Annotated in this window: 14 protein-coding genes; 3 read left to right on the forward strand and 11 right to left on the reverse strand. The window is 59.0% G+C overall.

All coding sequences use genetic code 11. The features are described 5' to 3' along the window. Positions 1–62: 62 nt before the first annotated feature. From ACX12F_RS01275 to ACX12F_RS01295, 5 genes are all read right to left on the reverse strand, one after another. Entirely contained in the window at positions 63–962 is a 900-nt protein-coding gene (locus tag ACX12F_RS01275) for a rhamnan synthesis F family protein (RefSeq protein ID WP_459367916.1), read from the reverse strand. A 381-nt stretch (positions 963–1,343) separates the two neighbouring features. Then, positions 1,344–2,015, reverse strand: coding sequence for a class I SAM-dependent methyltransferase (locus ACX12F_RS01280; RefSeq protein ID WP_459367917.1), 672 nt, complete (start codon positions 2,013–2,015; stop codon positions 1,344–1,346). 44 nt (positions 2,016–2,059) lie between these two features. Continuing rightward, positions 2,060–3,103, reverse strand: a complete 1,044-nt coding sequence (locus tag ACX12F_RS01285; RefSeq protein ID WP_459367918.1) for a GHMP family kinase ATP-binding protein — start codon at positions 3,101–3,103, stop codon at positions 2,060–2,062. Between the two features lie 15 nt (positions 3,104–3,118). After that, a complete protein-coding gene (locus ACX12F_RS01290; RefSeq protein WP_459370206.1) occupies positions 3,119–3,697 on the reverse strand; it encodes a D-glycero-alpha-D-manno-heptose-1,7-bisphosphate 7-phosphatase in 579 nt (192 codons plus the stop codon). A 19-nt stretch (positions 3,698–3,716) separates the two neighbouring features. Further along, the gene (locus ACX12F_RS01295; RefSeq protein WP_459367919.1) at positions 3,717–4,307 is read right to left on the reverse strand and encodes a D-sedoheptulose 7-phosphate isomerase; all 591 of its coding nucleotides are present in this window, start codon (positions 4,305–4,307) and stop codon (positions 3,717–3,719) included. 169 nt (positions 4,308–4,476) lie between these two features. On the opposite strand from ACX12F_RS01295, the gene ACX12F_RS01300 reads away from it, so the two are divergent. The 3 genes from ACX12F_RS01300 (at position 4,477) to ACX12F_RS01310 (ending at position 7,339) form a co-directional block, all read left to right on the forward strand. Beyond that, positions 4,477–5,478 carry a glycosyltransferase gene (locus ACX12F_RS01300; RefSeq protein WP_459367920.1) on the forward strand — a complete coding sequence of 334 codons (1,002 nt, stop codon included), beginning with the start codon at positions 4,477–4,479 and terminating at the stop codon, positions 5,476–5,478. Continuing rightward, a complete protein-coding gene (locus tag ACX12F_RS01305; RefSeq protein WP_459367921.1) occupies positions 5,471–6,400 on the forward strand; it encodes a glycosyltransferase family protein in 930 nt (309 codons plus the stop codon). The genes ACX12F_RS01300 and ACX12F_RS01305 overlap by 8 nt, the downstream gene beginning before the upstream one ends. A gap of 174 nt (positions 6,401–6,574) precedes the next feature. Then, positions 6,575–7,339, forward strand: a complete 765-nt coding sequence (locus ACX12F_RS01310; RefSeq protein ID WP_459367922.1) for a class I SAM-dependent methyltransferase — start codon at positions 6,575–6,577, stop codon at positions 7,337–7,339. A gap of 191 nt (positions 7,340–7,530) precedes the next feature. On the opposite strand, the gene ACX12F_RS01315 is transcribed toward ACX12F_RS01310, so the two are convergent. From ACX12F_RS01315 to ACX12F_RS01340, 6 genes are all read right to left on the reverse strand, one after another. Continuing rightward, the gene (locus ACX12F_RS01315; protein WP_459367923.1) at positions 7,531–9,615 is read right to left on the reverse strand and encodes an acyltransferase family protein; all 2,085 of its coding nucleotides are present in this window, start codon (positions 9,613–9,615) and stop codon (positions 7,531–7,533) included. Between the two features lie 354 nt (positions 9,616–9,969). Beyond that, positions 9,970–10,821, reverse strand: a complete 852-nt coding sequence (locus tag ACX12F_RS01320; RefSeq protein WP_459367924.1) for a hypothetical protein — start codon at positions 10,819–10,821, stop codon at positions 9,970–9,972. A gap of 82 nt (positions 10,822–10,903) precedes the next feature. Further along, positions 10,904–12,091, reverse strand: coding sequence for an O-antigen ligase family protein (locus ACX12F_RS01325; protein WP_459367925.1), 1,188 nt, complete (start codon positions 12,089–12,091; stop codon positions 10,904–10,906). Positions 12,092–12,183: 92 nt separating this feature from the next. Beyond that, the gene (locus ACX12F_RS01330) at positions 12,184–12,750 is read right to left on the reverse strand and encodes a hypothetical protein (RefSeq protein ID WP_459367926.1); all 567 of its coding nucleotides are present in this window, start codon (positions 12,748–12,750) and stop codon (positions 12,184–12,186) included. Between the two features lie 304 nt (positions 12,751–13,054). Next, the gene (locus ACX12F_RS01335) at positions 13,055–14,395 is read right to left on the reverse strand and encodes a tyrosine-protein kinase domain-containing protein (RefSeq protein ID WP_459370207.1); all 1,341 of its coding nucleotides are present in this window, start codon (positions 14,393–14,395) and stop codon (positions 13,055–13,057) included. A 188-nt stretch (positions 14,396–14,583) separates the two neighbouring features. Continuing rightward, complete coding sequence (locus ACX12F_RS01340) at positions 14,584–16,011, reverse strand: DUF4012 domain-containing protein (protein ID WP_459367927.1); 1,428 nt, start codon at positions 16,009–16,011, stop codon at positions 14,584–14,586. Positions 16,012–16,424: the final 413 nt, after the last annotated feature.

The following is a 16,424-nucleotide window of genomic DNA, read 5'->3' on the forward strand; positions in this document are numbered from 1 at the left end:
CGGTTGTTTCGTAGCCCTCGTGATGCTCGCCTGTTGTCCAGGTTCCAGCGTTGTATTCACAGTTACCGATTTTGTTCTAAGCCCAACCTCTCGACGTTCGAGCGGATTAGCTTCGCTGGGTACGGTGTGTGTGTTTCGATGAATTCGTCGAGGTCTGCCAAAGCGTCATGCCACGGATAGTTGAGGCGTGGCAATGACGCTTTGAGGAAGGGGAATCGGAACTTTTCGATCAGGCCGTCCCAGAAGAACAGTGTGCTGTTGCCGCGCTCCACGAAACACGGGGCGTAAGCGAATTCGGCCGATTCCTGTCGGGCTCTCTGGATGGTTTCGGCGGAGAGGAACGGTTTTGTGACGAGTCCTGCCTCGCGTGCCCGTACGGATAACCCCAGTTCATACTTCTTGATCAACTCCCACTTGTTCACTGTGTATTCGAACCCGTTCCAGAAATCTTCAAGGAAAGGACGTGTGCGACGGTTGAGGTCCCATGCCAGGAAGAATGATTGGAGGTGCCGCACTTGTTCAAAGCTCTCGATGGCGCCGTACATATCGGCACCGTCGAACGAGCCCCACATCTCTTCGATGGGATAGAGCGGCCCAAACACGCTGTCGTTGGCTATGACCAGGCGATCGAACTGGCCAAGCGTCCATGCGGATTCTTTGAGGATGTTCCACGCGAGATGCCATGACCCGAAGTCCAGTGACAGCGTGCGACGCGTATATATACCCGCGCAGAGTGATCGAATAGACGCAACCGAATCAGCTGTGATCCTCGGTGACCCGGACACGAAAACGATCGTTGCATTCAATCGGTGCAGGGCTTCCAGATAGTAGACAACGTAGGGATCGACAATGCCCTGTAGGTCGAAATGCGCGAACAGTACTAGAGTGCGGCTGCCGCAGTCGGGTTGGGTCGGGAGTTCCTGGTGAGTTTCGTGCACGAACGCCAGCGCATTGCCTGTCATGCGGTACCGCGCGGCGCCTGCGTGGTCCGACAGAAATCGGGCTAGTTCTCGCGACCTCATCGGATCCCTTGTGTTGATCGGTAGTCGACCGGGAATTCAGCACACAGGGGCTCTGAGGTCGGCGAATCCCCGTTGGGGGTGCTACGCGGGCTTGCGGTCAGCCGCTCTTCGTCGGGGACATACATCGCGAAACGGAGGCGCCTTTCACGAGCGGTATCTTTCACGAGCGCTATGGGGAGGACGGGCCCTCGCTGTGTTTGGACGTAAGCTGCAGACCCAACCGGGGTTGGCCGGCACAGCCTGAACTCTATGAGGCCGGTGCAGATTCAGGGTACGAGCGTGGCCGAATTTGCACGTAGGTTTGGCGGACCTGATGAAGGATCACGACTTGGTTCCCCAGATCACGGTTTCGAACCCGTACAACGCCCACGTCCCGCGCAACACTTTCTTGCGAATGCGACTAAGCGGTTCGTTGATGAGGCCAACCAGTACCCAGTTCGGGGGGCGGAAGCGCTCTGCCGCGAAGTTAATCGTTATGCCTGCAGCAGTCAGCAAGCCGATGACGCGTCGATAGTCCGGTGGCTGCACGTGCGTGTCGTCGTCGTAAAAGTTCAGCGTGCCGTCTCTTGACGGGAAGTTCACGGTGTCCGCAGCCGGGAATGCGAGATAGATGCGGCCATCGGGTCGCAGCGCGCGCGCCATCGCTGTGACAACGCCGTCAGGCTCCGAGCAGTGCTCGAGGTTGTGTGAACTCACGACCGCGTCGAACTCGCCTTCGCGCTGCTCGATCGCACTGAGAAACTCGCTCGGCGGTACGACGAGGTACTGGTCGGCATATTCTTTGGGGTCATGATCGACGTGATAGTCAGCGACATCGAGTCCGATGTAGCGAATATCCGGGCGAATAGACTTGAAGAGGTATGGGGAATCGTTGCCGCACCCGATGTCGAACACCTCAGCGCCCGTGGGCAGCTTGCTAAGGAACCGCCGCCGGTTGTTCGCGCGCATGATGACTTGGCCGAGTGACTTGGCCCGGTCGCTGATCAGGGTCATGTCAGCGGTAGCTCTTGGTGGTGAGAATTGTTGGACATTGCTGGCTACTTGTGCTCGGGGATCCGCCACGTGACCGCGCCGCTCTTGGTGAACAGACATGGGGCTACTGAGCCGCCGCATTCCTTCTCGAGCCCTCGCACCACTTCGATCCGGCGATGCGGTTCGACGATCATCATGAGAAAGCCGCCGCCGCCGGCGCCCGACACCTTGCCGGCAATCATGCCGTGTGAGTCGGCGACCTCGTAGGCGCGTTCAATATCGGAGTTCGAAATGCGGGATGCCAAGCGTTTTTTCGCCTCCCACCCACGCAAGAGCGAATCGGCGAAGCCTGGGATGTCGCCAACCACCAATAGGTCCTTCATCTCGAGCGCCTCGGCGCGGATGGTGTGGGTCGCGTCAAGCGCGTCCTCGTGTCCATCGACCACGTTCTTCTGTTGCTCGGCAATCACTTCAGACGACAGTCTGGACACTCCGCCGAAGTACAACAGCAATGATGCCTCCAGTTCGGCGATGACCTCACGACGAATGCGTAGCGGATTCACAACCACTTCCCCGCCACGTCGCGACTCCATGTAGTTGAACCCGCCGAATGCCGCCGCGTAGTGGTCCTGCCAACCGCCGGCCATCCCGAGATCGATCCGTTCGACTTCCCACGCCAGCCGTGCCAGCTCGTAGGGACCCGGTGTGACACCGATCAGCTCACAGGTAGTGATCAGCATGGCCACAACGAGAGCGGACGACGAACCTAGACCAGACCCTGGCGGGGCGTCTACTTGCGTGGCGAGGCGTAACGAGAACGGTGTCCCGCCGTTGAACTCGGCCATCACGCGCCGGTACACAGCGACGTGAAGTGGGAACTTCTCTTCAAGGCAACCAAGCTCGGCGATGTCGGCCTCGCCGGAACAGTCGCGATCCGGCGACTGGAAGGCGATGTGTTCGCCGCACCCAGCTTCCGCGAACGCGTATGCGTAGCGGTCGATCGTCGCGTTCAGTATTCGTCCGCCGTACTCCGAGGAGTACGGATCAACATCGGTGCCACCGCCGCCCAAGCCCAAACGCAATGGGGCGCGCCCACGCACTCTTTTCATGAGCTCTGTTCCTCCCTAGCGGAGTTCCTCTGCAACAGATATTACCGCTGACGCAAATTCTCGGAGTGAATTGAAGGAGACGGCAGCGGCGCCAACAGCCGAGTCCGCCGGCGGCCCGATATGGATGCCGATGCATCCGCCAGTCTGGGTGGCGACGTTCTGGGCCAATGCAATATCACTGGCACCGTCGCCGACCATCACACTCAGTGTCGGATCGACGTCGGGGTGGTGATCCAGCCATTCCAGGAGAAGTCCGGGCCGGGGCTTGCGGCACGGGCAGTGGTCGGACTCAAGATGAGGACACACCTGAAACGCGTTTATTTCCAATGAATTACGACATGTTGCCACTCGGATATGCCGATGGATATCCGCGACGTCGTCGACGGACATCAGCCCCTTGCTGATGCCTTGTTGATTCGTTGCTATCACTACGTGAGGCGCCCACTCCAAGAGCTCGCCCACCGCGGTCGCAGCCCCTGGCAACCATTCGAAATCAGCCCAGCTGCGTACGTAATCGCCCACGATCTGTCGGTTGATGACACCGTCTCGATCAATGAACAGACACCATTCGCGGCCAGTTCGAGCGCGAACGATGTCTCGGACGATCGAATATTCAGCAGCTGTGCTGAAGTGATCCGAAGAGCGCGTATTCGACATGTTCTGAAATGGCGTGAATGAACACTATATGTGATTCCTGAATGCGACCAGTATCGGTCGACGGGACATTTATCAAGAAATCGGCGAATTCGGCGAGTTTGCCGCCGGTCGCCCCCGTCATGGCCACCACTTTGACACCGAGTTCTCGGGCCTTCTCCGCGGCTCGGAGCACATTTGGAGAATCACCGGAGGTGCTGATGGCGACCAGGGTGTCATCCCGTCGCGCCGACGCCTCAAGGGCGCGGGCGAAGACCGTGTCGTAGTCGTAGTCGTTCGCCACGGCGGTAACGTGCGACGAATTTCCGTGTAGCGCTTCGGCTCCGAGTGGTGGCCGATCGAAGATGAAGTGGCCCGTTAGCTCGGCTGCGAAGTGTTGGGCATCGGCCGCGCTGCCTCCGTTGCCGCATATGAAGAGGCGGCCGCCAGATCGATAGCGGTCGATTATCCGAGCCTCAACCGCATGTACGGTCGCCAGCAAGACAGGATCACCGAGGATGCGCTGCTTGACCGCGATGGTCTCGGTGAATATTTCTTCGGTGCTCCTCATACGCACTCCTGACGGACGCTTGAAATATTGCAGCCTGCCCTCACAACAGTCGTATTCAGCCTTGCCGTCGACGCGCTGCTGCTATTCTGCCGAGAATAGACGTCCGCGACGAGTTGCACGTGCGGAAGGCCAGGGAAACTGAAGTGATTTCGAAAGTGGCGAAGGTCAGTTGAGCGAGCTCGGTAACGCTTGCGTACGGATCTACAGTCCGCTGCACAACGTCTCCGAACATTTTGTCGAACGCTTGGCCGAATCGCTTGGCGCCGGCGGCATCGCGTGCGTCCGACTGCCCTCTCGTAACGGGGAGGTGGGCGCGAACCGTCTCGCAAAAGTGCAGGCGCTCGGCGCTCACGTACGCAATGTTCGCCGATACGTTCATTCGGGAGCCCCCAACGTCGTTGCCTGGCCCCTGACCGGTTGGTGGGAAATGTCGCTGTGGCGCCATCGCACGCAGCAGACGTTCATCGCGATGCATGATCCTGAAGCGGTTGCTCGGCAGGACGGGCTGACCCCGCTTGCTGCGGCCAGTGCCATTCGGCTATCGGGTTCCCGATGGCCGCATCTGGTCACGATGAGTCCCGAGGCGTTCGATGCTGCGGTCAGGCACGTTGGTCCAGATCGCATCCACCTGGTGCCGCATCCGATGAGAGTGCCGGAGCGGGTGGGGGGGCCGGCAAGCCGGACTTCCATTCTGGTCCTCGGTCAGTACAAGCCTGCACGCGATCTGGACGTCATGTCTGTGATTGCGCCGGCCCTGCGAGCCGCCGGCTGGACACCCACGGTGGCCGGACGTGGATGGCCGCCTATACCTGGCTGGAATGTCGTCAACCGCTTCATCAGTGAGACCGAGTTCCTTGATCTGCTCGGGTCCGCCGCCGCAGTCTTACTTCCCTACAAGCACTACTTTCAGAGTGGAGTGGCGCTGCGTGCGCTCGAAGCTGGTGTGCCCACCGTCGGACGGTGTACGGGTTTTCTGACGACGATCCTCGGGCCGAATTTTCCAGGCGCGGTGGATAACTGGACTGACCCAGACTCCTGGCTGCAGGCTGTGGCAGCGGCGACGACCGCTCGGGAGTCGCAGATCCGTTCTGCGGAGGGTTACTCGGAACGGGCGGCCGCAGCATGGCGCGATCTGCTCATCAGGACGGACCGGGTGGCGGTCCATGAGTAGCGCGGCCGATGGCACGCTGCATGTACTGACAGTTCATTTCAACACGCCGGCGATGACGTCAAGTCTGGTGCGACGGCTTCCGCCGCGTACACCGCGTGGACGCAGGGTGGCGGTCCACGTGCTCGATAATGCCTCTGCGCCGGGGAACTTTCGCGAACTTCGCGACAATCTGTCCGGATTGGATTCGGTTTCCCTCCACGCCAACAACGAGAACATCGGGTTCGGTGCGGGTATGAATGTGTTGGCCGGTCAGAACGGGATCGAGTCGTCCGACGTGCTGTGGCTCCTCAATCCCGATACCCGACTCGAGCCCGGCTGTCTGGAACGCCTCGAGAGTGCACTAGATGTAGGCGAGTTCGATGTCATCTCTCCGCTCATCTTCAGCGGAGCCGGTGGCACAGAGTGGATTTGGTACTGCGGGGGTGATGTTGACCGAGTCGCGATACGGGTGGCGCACCGCCAGTACGGCGCCCCCACCGCGCTTGTGCCGCGGGAGGCGTTTGAGACCGAATTTGTGACGGGTGCCGCGCCGATGATGCGAGCTTCTGTTTTTCGTGCGGTCGGCGGTTTTTCTGATGGCTACTTCCTCTATTGGGAGGACGCCGAGTTCTCCTGGAAGGCCAGAGGTCTAGGGCTCCGGCTGGGGGTGGTTCCGGCAGCGCGGCTGTGGCATGCGGTGGGGGCTTCGTCGGGCTGCGGACAGAGCCGGCTCTTCTACTACTGGGCAGCCCGCAATCGGTTCGTCTACGCACGCGACACCGGGATAGCACGACGCCGGCTGATCTCGGGTCGCGGTGCAGTGGAGTCATTGCGGCTCATTGCCCGTGCGCTTCGTGAGGGCGAGGGTCGAATCCCGAAGGTGTGCAGTGCTATTCGAGGGACTTGGCATGGGTTTCGGCAGTTTTCCAGCTCTGCTTCATAGGCGATGGGCAATACGGTGAAATGGCGGCATGAACGATCGAGTCCGCCGTACCGAGTCGGTCAGCCTAGCGAGAGCGAATTGCACAGGGGCAGCTCGGATCTCCTCTGTTCTCCGTGGAGGGCCAAGTCCGATGAATTTGCCCGCAAGGTAAGTTTTGGGCCGTAAAATGAGACGGTGGTCAATGCGCTGAACCTTCCCCGGCAGTTGCGAGGACGCCATGGAGACCCGCATCCCCGCGTTCAAGATGTCGTCGACCAAGTGCTGGACGGCATCGAACGACCGCGTGTACTGGAGGCCGGTTGCGGTTCGCTCAGCCGAGTCGACTTGCCAAATCGGCGCGTACTTGTCGGCATTGACATCGAACAACGGCAGCTTGATCGCAACACAGCGCTGGACGAGAAGATCCTCGGAGACCTGCAGACTATGGCTGTGCCCGTGTCGGGCTACGACCTGATTCTCTGTTGGGACGTGATCGAGCATTTGCCTGCGCCGATTGCGGCACTCGACAGAATGACCGCCGCCTTGAATCCGGGCGGCGGGTTGGTGCTCGCTTTCCCGCACCTCTGGTCGCTGAAAGGCATGCTCACCAAGTGCACTCCCTTCTTCGTGCACGCGCTCTTCTACCGGCACATCGTCGGCGACAAACGTCGGACTGACGAATGGGACCAATTTCCCACCTTTTTTCGCGCGAGCATCGCTCCGGCACGGCTGCGCGCCTGGGCCACCCAGCATGATCTTGAAATCGCATACGATGAGATCTACGAAGGGCCGGTGCAGACGGGGTTGCGGGCGCGCAGCCGGTTGCTCGACGTGAGCTTCGCGGCACTGGGTGCCGTTTCCCGACTGCTGAGTTTTGGGCGGTTGGATCTGGGCTTATCCGATTGCGTATTGGTGCTCCGCCGACCGCCGACCGCCGGCTCCGGTGGCTATCTGATCTGAGCGGTCGGCGACGGGTGGATCGGTGCGCTACAGCAGTAATGCGCAGTTTCTACGGCGCTACCCCTGGCCCTGGATAGCGCGGTTGCCCTGGCCGCCAAGTCTCCCTGTCGCGGTGAATGCTGCGGCGGAGTGCCGGGCAGAAGAAATGCGCACGCCGCCAAACGGATCAACCAGCGAGAGCAGCTCTAGTGCTAACCGAGTATCCCGGATGTCGTCAGGGACTCCAGGATGACCGGTCGGATCTTCTCTCCATACTCAATCGTCATGTGCGCAATGTCGTGCTTGGTAAGTGTTGTGCCCACGAAGCTGGGGCAAAGGCGCCCAGAGGCGCAGAACCAGGGCTGCGAGTCGATCCATGCTCCACCGATGCTCTCCGCGAGCTGCCGTTCCGCATTAGCGACTGATTTCCAACTCTCGCCGACCTTGGATATGCAATCCTCCGGAGAGCTTGAGTGCTTTCCGTAGCACTCACTTATCGACACTCCACCAGGTGGCGGTGCAATGAAGACGATCTTCTTTGTGCTCGAGCGGAATCTATCGATAAATGTTCGTAGTGAGTCAGCCCAATCCTGCGGGCTGAGTAGTTCGCCGGTGCTGACCAATCGTTTGGGGCCAGCGAAGTGGGAGATTATTACAATGTCAGGTCGCACACTATTGATGTAGTTGACGGCCAGCTCCTTCTTTCTCGCGCATGCGTCAACCAATGGCTGGTCACTGTAAGATATGGCTTGCTCGATGAAATAGCACGCGTACTGCGCCTCGCTATGTACTTGGAATCCGCCATTGGAGTCCAACGCAATCTGGCGTAACGGGCCAAGGTAGCCGAGTGCGACCGAATCTCCGATGACCACAGCGCGGGTGTCTGCTGTTGCGGAACCCCAGGTGCATGATTCAGGTGGTAGAGGCACCGTGGTTCCGCATTGGTGAACTTCATTGGGAGTAGTGAGCGCTTTGACGGTTTCTTCAACCGAAGGGTGGAGTTGAGGCCAGTTGAGGACCCTCAGCGCCGCGAGGATCTCCTCGTGGAGTTGGTTGGCCTTTGGTGAGTCAGCGGGCTCTATGAAGGTGTCGTCGTGCGATGCGGCGACAGAGAGAACGTCTGGTTGGACGGCTGAATGTCGGTAGGCGTCCGGTCGCTGGACGTAGGCGGTCAGCGCCAGAGTCAGCAGGGTGGCGGCCGTGATCGCAGCAAATTTGGTGGGGCGGCGTAGCGCGACCCGGCCACGTTCCAGTGCGCGCCGTGCTTTGCGCAACTGATCCAAATCGATGCGGCGCAGGGGCTCTTCGATGAAGTGGTACGACGCGATCGACAATCCTAGAGTCAGTGCGATGGCGGTGGCGTAATACGCCGCGGAGGGCTCCATTAGCGCTCCGAGCAAGATGATGACCGGCCAGTGCACCAGATACAGCGAATACGAGATGTTTCCTAGGTAGGTACTGACTGGATTCCGCAGGAATGGCTGATATTGAGGTTCGCCACCAACGCCGGCTGCGATCACCAGTGCCGAACCAGCGACAGGCAGGAGCGCCCACGGCGCTGGAAAACCCATCGAAGGGTTGGTGATGAATATGATGCTCGCCACGATCATAGCCAGTCCCGCCCAGGACAGAACTGGCTTGACCATCGTTGGAATCTGGGCCAAGACGCCGGTGGCGGTGGCCAATATAGCACCGGTGCCCAACTCCCAAACCCGCGTGGAGGTATCGAAGTACGCGCGTGCCGGCCACGCGGCAGATTCATAGACAGCCCAAGCGAACGAAACGACTATGACTATTGTCATGGCGCCACCGGCCAGCTGCATCCTGCGCCGATGGGACCATGACTTGTGCAGAACGACGAGGCTGATCAGGAAAATCACCGCGGGCCAGACGAAGTAGAACTGCTCCTCAACCGAGAGTGACCAATAGTGTTGGAGCGGCGACACCGAATCATCCGCGTTGAAGTAGTCGGTACCTATTGCGGCAAAGTGCCAGTTCGCCATGAAGACGAATGCGAACAGCACATCCACGCCCACTTCGTGTGTGCGGAATGGCTTAAATACCAACGTCGATGCCGCATACGTGAGTAGCAGAACAACGGTGGCCGCGGGGATGATCCGGCGAATTCGGTTCCAATAGAACGTCTTGAAAGGGACCCTGCCTTGTCTCTCTGCGCTCCGCAGCAGATTACCGGTGATCAGAAACCCCGAAATCACGAAGAACACGTCGAGTGTCACAAACCCTCCCTCTGGCCAATGCCACAGGTGGGTAGCGAAAATCGTCAGCATCGCAAACATGCGCAGACCCTGAAGATCCAGCCGCTGATGCGAATGTGCGGCGGCGCGATACCGCCGCCGGTTGAATCGCCGATACTTCCTCAGTATTGACGCCACAGTTGGTCTCCTCGCCTCCGGGGAAGCCTAGCTCCGCGGGCGTCAATTTTCTGCGATTTGTTGAAGCGAGAGAAGGTTGAAGCGAGAAAAGTTAGGTGATGTTTGCGCGGCCGGACCGGCGACGCTGAGCTCGTATCCCTTTGGCCTACCGCGATCTGCGACGACAGACGCTCAGTCGCGGGCGCCACGATATCGTGATGAGATGGGCCGGGCGCTCGATTCTGCGGGTGCCCACCGTGCCGGTCACCCCCGATCGCATCAGATCGGGAGTTGTCCGCCGGCATCGTCGCCGACATATTCGGAATATCGTGTGTGCCCGAAATCGTGGTACACCATGACTTTCTCCTGCCATCTTTCGTAGGCGAACTGCGCGAAGTCGTGACACCTGGACAGCTTGCGGGATTCGCCTAGCGAATTGAATTCACTGATGGCTAGACGCGCTCCAGTGTAATCCGAGAACACTTCGCCAGACCCGATGACGTCATCCATATTGCAGAACACTCGCGGCAGAATGGAATCTATTCCGATATCGAATATCTTGAACGCTTCGGCGGTCGAGCTATAGTAGTCTAGATCGAAAGAAATCATCCCAATCGGGGCTGTGGGCGATCCTTCCGCGATGAAGGTCGGCAGCGTTGCCGAGATGGGTCCTACGATGAGTTCAGCCGTCGACAGACGGCTTTTCAAAGCGGCGATGTTCATTTCGTAGAATCCGCTTTTCCAGGCATATGGCAAATCGCGATAGTCGACGGGCGTCGGCAATCCTGACCCCATGTCGAATCCGATGATACGAACGTCGATCGGTAGCGCCCTCTCCACGTGAGACTTGATTTTCTCCAATGTCAGCAGTCCCGCTCCGCCGGCGACGCCGAACTCGATCCAAGTGACTTCTTTGTAACCTAGTCGCACCGCGGTTTCACTGGCGCATATCGCCGTGTACGCATAGGCCGGGCGCGGCAAGATACCCAGCTGAACCTGCTGCATGAGAGAGTATCCCCGGCTGGCGGGCAGCCGCGCCATGAGGCGTTTACCAATCAAGCCAACTAATGAGGAGTCCTTCGCTGCCGCCCGCACGAGCTTGCCAATGATCGCATCTCGGCGACTGTCCATGTGTGATCCTCGTGGTTGTACATCGGCGTCGGTGTAAGGACGAGCTGCGTCACCATCTCGACTGCCTGTGCAAGGAGACGGCTCAACTACCGGTGGCTGCATTATCTGGTTTGATCGGACGACCCTTCAAATCGACATCTTGTGGAACGTCCGATCGATCATCTGAGTGTGCCAAAACGATTGGCTTGCTCTTTATGAACTGAACGGCCAATCCCGCGACGATGAAGACCAGACTTTCATATTGTGTTATCAGGCCAACGGTCAGGAATAGCGGTATCTGGCCGACCAGTGCGATCTCTGCCGCAGATCCCCGGCCCGCTACGACGCGCAGCACGATGACGAGCAACGGCAGCACGATCATTGCGGTAATAATCCAGCCCCAGGTGATACCGAGATAGAGAACAGCACTATCGACGGAATCAAGCGATGTGTTGCCTGGAACGAAGTCTGGGTATCTTCCGAACCATCTAATTTCAGGGAGATACGTTTCGTACAAGTAGCTTCGATAGATGGCGCTGACCTGCTCCTCGGTTGAGGTTCCCGCTGCCCACTCCTCGATGATTGGCATAATCTTGGGCACGATAAGCAACGCTGATGCGGCGGCTGTGAGCACGGCTATAGTTCGGCCGGCTTGCTGCTTGGCGAGGTAAGCGATGGTCAAGCAACCGGTCACCCCCGCTGCCATTATCGCGCCTCTGCTTCCGGTGGTGACTATGCCGCTACCGATTGCGGCAAACATGATAACTTTCCACGGACCGCGAAAGGACGACCGCGCGATGAACGGTATGGAAAGCACAAGAGAGCCGCCGAGCGCGATTGAGTGGCCAAAAGCCCATGTACTTCGATCGGTCCCGCCGCGGGACTGTATGAGGTGCCAGGTTTCAAACTCAGGGGATTTGGCGTTCCAATCAACTGTCCAGTTGACGAACGGGTGCCAAGAAAAGAAGAACTCAACTACCGCCAGACCGCCCACGACAGCAAGAATCAGACTGAGCGCATTAATTGTAAATTGGAGACCGGTGGCAGTTGCAAGTATTCGGATGGCAAAATACGGAATCACCCACCGAATCGCCATTTCTGCCCACACACCCTGGTTGACCTCGTCGATCGCCAGGGATGCTACGACCAAGATCGCCACGAGGTAGCCATCGAACAGCGTGAAGCGGATGCGATAGCCCAGGATGATTGCAACCGCAATGATTATTGCGGCAACTATGGAATATATCGGCGTGGTGGCGACAAAATGTACGCTGATCCAGATCGGCACCATGGTGATGGATAGCAGCCAGGCGACAAGTGCCAGCTGGGGTGCGGTGAACCGCGTAAGCGGGAGTCTGTGCATGTCGCTTCGTACCCTTGTACTCAGTTTGCCGGGCTCGTCGTGGACGGGGCCGTAGGCGTCGTCGCTACTCCGTCTTCGAGAGCCCATACTTTGTCGAAGTCAAAGACTTCGCCGGCGGGAATTCGGTTTGGAGACTCGCGCCAAAACCCATACACACCAGGTGTGATGGGTCGTGGAAGTGGTTTGGATATGGTGAGTCCTGGAGCCTCGACGGTCACATGGTCGCCCGTGCAACTAAGGATGAACTTGTAGGGGTGGTCGAGCTCCAACGGATGGGTAAAGTTCCCGGCCGCGACAGTTTTGAGCGTGCCTTTCACCAAACGGCTTCTCAACTCCCAAGAAGTCCGGTTGGCGAGAAACACCACTATGTCAGTTTCGAGGTTGTTGTCTCCGCCGGTGCCGATCATCATCGTGGTGTCCGGCCTGGTCGGGTTGATCCGGCTGAATCGGCCTTCTGCGCCGATACTCCGTAAAGCAGCGCGAAATTGTCGCACTGCAATCGCATCGCCTTTTCCGGCGTAAGTGAAAGATCCATCCTTGATGTATCCGTCCGTTGCCGGTAGCAAGGGTGCTCCGTTCTGAGGCATGCCTCGCAGTTCCCAACCGTCGCCGAGTCCACTTGTAGTATTCGGTCTATTGAATTCTTCGACAAATGACGCCTGACTTGGTGACGAATCTGGCGCGGGCTGCCCAGGCAGGGCCGACTGGCTTGTGGTGCTCGGCGGCAAGGTTCCGCGGGATTCATACGGTGGGGGTTTGGGCGTGCATGCGGTGAGCGTCAAAAGAGCGGCGATCAGGCACCAACTTCTCGTGACCGCCAATGGTGCACGTTCCGCGGCAAAGTCGCCGAATGTCGAGCCGACGCTGCGTAGGGTCATCTCGTGGGGTGGGTTAGGTCTTGCGGGATTTTTGGTCGCTACGGCGGTCGCCGTAGTAGTAATAGGCGCCGCCGTACGACGAACGGTCACGCGGAGGTGTCATTGTGAACACTGTGCCGAGCAGTGTGGCGCCGACGTTCTGAAGGGCGTCGACAGCGTTTCTGAGTTGATCGCGCCGCGTCTGGCCGTAGCGCCCGAGCAATAGGGCGCCGTCCGAATTCGCTGCCAGCAGGGCCGCATCGGTGACTGCGAGCAATGGACAGGTATCGACGATTACGTAGTCGAATTTTCCGCGAAGCTCCTCAAGGAGATTCTTGGCCGCGTGCGATGCCAACAATTCACTCGGATTCGGCGGCGTTGCGCCTGCGGCCAGAACCGTGAGACCGGAGAATTGTGTATCCTGCAGCGCGTCTGACAGAGACACGGCACCGCTGAGAACGGTGCTCAACCCCACTGCACCATCGACATTCAGATGCTTGTGCGCAACCGACCGGCGCATGTCACCGTCAATGAGAAGCACGTTCTTTTCGACTTCGACCAACGCCAAGGCGATGTTGACTGCCGTTATCGATTTTCCTTCATTCGGAATCGAACTCGTCACAACGATTACCCGCGGTGGATTGTCGACCGACAGGAAGCTGAGATTAGTGCGCAATTTTCTGAACGATTCCGAAATCTGCGAATTCTCGGTGCCGAACGCGATTGCCGGGGTCGCTCGTCGCTCCTTGTCCATCGGGATGTCACCTACAACGGCAACGCCGCTGATGCCCTCGAGGTCTTCGTGCCGCTTGACAGTGTTATCGATGAGGTCCCGTCCGAGAGCGGATGCGATGCCGAGCAGGATCCCGGCGAACAGCCCCAATGCCAGGTTTCGCGGCAGATTCGGAACTGTTGGAGAGTTGGCGATCACCGCAGGCTGCTCGATCACCACGCGCGTGTCGGGCAGGCTCCCGTCACCGGGGGTTTCGAGCTCTCGGACCATCTTGACGAACTCGTCTGACAGCGTGTTCGCGATGTCTCGTGCACGAGCCGGGGACGGATCGAGGACGTCCACATCGATGAGGACTGTGCCCATCTTCGATCGAGCACTTACCTCGCGCCGCAATGCCTGCGGGGACATATCAAGATGGAGCGCGCTCACAGTGCGCTGCGCAAGGGCTTCGCCGGTGAGCAGGATGGTATACGACCGTACTCGTTCTTGAGAAAGGAGATTGCCTTGGTACGTGTCCATCAGCGAACTGCCGGCATATGTCGAAACGAATAGCCGCGTAGACGATTTATAGAGTGGAGTTGTTGTGACTGTAAGCGCTATTGCGGCCAGTACTGCCAGAATAACCACGACGCTTACTGTCATCCATCTCAGCCGCAGGATTCTGACAAAATTTTGGAGACTCAATTCTGCTCCCTCCGTCTAATCGCCTAGCGCTTCGGCTCCAGACGTTGTGGTTGGAAGATCTGGTCAGCCGACGTTCGGGTAGCTCAGCGCGTCGATGATGTGTCGTAATATATGCCAAGTTCGCTGGCGAAAACGCGGAACTGCAATCATTTCTGCGCGCATTCGGGAACCTTGATCACCGGCGCTGTCTGCTCGACGAGCGGCTGTAGGGGAACCCGAGCTGCCCCGGGGCTCGTCGGTTCAGACAGGCGAAAGGTCAGCACTCCCGACTGCCTGGGCGGAATGGCCACTTGGATCTCGAAAGTTGGGTGATCGCGGTCTATTCCGGAGAATACTGGCACTTGCTGGCCGTTGGAGAAGGCGCCCATCAGCCGTGCGCCCTTGGTCGCGACAAGCCGAACTGACGTCAACATAGAGCCGCTGGGCAACGTGATCGGGACGCCGCTCTTAATGCCCAGTGAGCCAGCCACATATTGGGGCAGAGGCGTATCCGGTACGACGCTTCTTAACTTAACGGTTACCGTCGTGACGCGAGTATCGCCCACACAGCCCTCAGCCGCATAGGTGATTTCCTGCCTCAGGTAGTAGTCAAGTTTGTTGCCAGCGAGGTTATTGAAAACAACTGCGGCATATGGGGATGTGTCATCAGGGATCGTGTGGGCAAGTGGTGTCTGCTCAAGCAGTTTTTCTTCGTCGGGCGAGGCGCTCCAGATGGAGATCCGGCGCTCGCTCACAGCCTTCCCGAGTGCGTCGAGCAGTCGTCGCGGCGAGTCGATGGCACCTGTCATTCTCTTGACGACCGTAGTCGCGATGTCCTGCAGGAATTGTTTGCGCGCACGCTGATCCGTTGGGAAGCGTTGGTAGGCCGTCGATTCGGTGAGTTCGACGACGTTGTCGGTGGTGATGGTTTCGCCATCGGGCATGGTCAGCGGCCCGGTCGCGCCGAGCACGTAACTGAGGGCAACGGGGTCGATGGCGATCACGCCGTCGACATCCGTACCCGTCTGTTGAGACCACATTGAGCGCCAAATCTGCGCGGCATATGGAAAGTGTGAGCTGAGGTTGCTGTTGCGGTAGTCGGTGCTCGGGTTGACGTAGCCGTATTCCTGGTCGAACTGCGGACCGAGGTCCAGTGGTTTGAACGGTCCTGTCAACTCGGTGTTGGGCCCCAATGCGTTTACCGTCGGCGCACCGTTGTCGAAATGAAGAATTGCGAATCCGCCGAGTATTCCGCCTGTTCCCCTGGCTTCGGCGTTGGTCTGAAATCCCATGAAGTACGTCCGCGGTCCGTCTGCGCCCATCAACAGCGGGGCAAGCTTGGCGGCGAGGGTGGCTTTGTCGAGCAGGCCGGTGACTTTGGCCATTTGTGCTTGAAGGTCGGAACGCGCGTTCCGAAGTGCGGACAGGTACGCAGGCTCTGTGACCGCGGCGGCTTCCGATTGCAGATTTCGCGCTTCCGACGCGATCTTGGCCAACGCCGGTTCTTTGTCCCGAAGGGTCTGAACGTCGACGTGCGAACCCTTGATCAGATGGGTCGGAGAAAGCGCCGCGCCCAACTCCGCTGCGGGCTTCATCACGTCACTCGATAGCCCCAGCACCACTTGTGAGATCTGTTGGGCTGTCTTGAATGGACTCCCGAGCCATGGCACGTGCGTGGCGAGGACCCATGGAATTGAGCGCGTCGCACTGTCCGCGTGCCGGGCGGCTGCCTCCGCGTCGGAGGCAAAGCGCACGGCAGCGTCGAGATCACCGCTGGAGAGCGCTTCTTTCGAGTGCTGGGCGCTCGTACGCGCTCGTTCCAAGTCGGATTTAGCTGAGTACCCTTCGAATCCCAACCAGCACAGAAATCCAATTACAGCGAGAAGGAGTGCCAGTCCGAGTAGCCGGACAGGATGGCGGCTCCACGCACGACGGTACTGACCACTGCCGATGCTGCCGCCATCGTCAGATGCATCGTCGTCAGCATCCCCTGCTCTGTCCACAGAAG

The sequence above is a fragment of the Mycolicibacterium sp. HS_4_1 genome, assembly GCF_054515875.1.